The organism is Arthrobacter sp. 05T442 (assembly GCF_056395945.1).
In genome coordinates this window covers 1-458 of record NZ_JBFTKM010000064.1, presented here as the reverse complement: position 1 = coordinate 458, position 458 = coordinate 1, and the positions used below count along the sequence as shown (strand labels likewise).

The following is a 458-nucleotide window of genomic DNA, read 5'->3' as shown; positions in this document are numbered from 1 at the left end:
CCCAGGACCTCGCGGTGTCCGTCGGCGTTGACCCCGGTTGCGACCATGGCGTGGACGTTCACGACCCGGCCGCCTTCGCGGACCTTCAGGACCAGGGCGTCGGCGGCGACGAACGGGTACGGGCCGGCGTCCAGCGGGCGGGTGCGGAACTCCTCGACCTGGGCGTCGAGGTCRGCGGCCATGACCGAGACCTGGGACTTCGATAACCGGGTGATCCCGAGGGTTTCGACGAGYTTTTCCATCCGCCGGGTACTSACCCCGAGCAGGTAGYAGGTCGCGACGACAGTCGTGAGTGCGGCCTCGGCCCGGCGGCGGCGCTCCAGCAGCCAGTCCGGGAAGTAGGAGCCTTGCCGGAGCTTGGGGATGGCGACGTCCAGGGTGCCGGTGCGGGTGTCGAAGTCCCGGTGCCGGTAGCCGTTCCGGGAGTTGCTGCGGGCCTCGGAACGGGCACCGTATTC

At 70.0% G+C, this 458-nt stretch carries 1 protein-coding gene; it reads right to left on the bottom strand.

Features of this window, described 5'->3' with window-relative positions; translation table 11 throughout:
* Window positions 1-458: transposase (locus AC1DES_RS19195; protein WP_476897284.1), on the bottom strand; the 458-nt coding region annotated here is incomplete at both ends.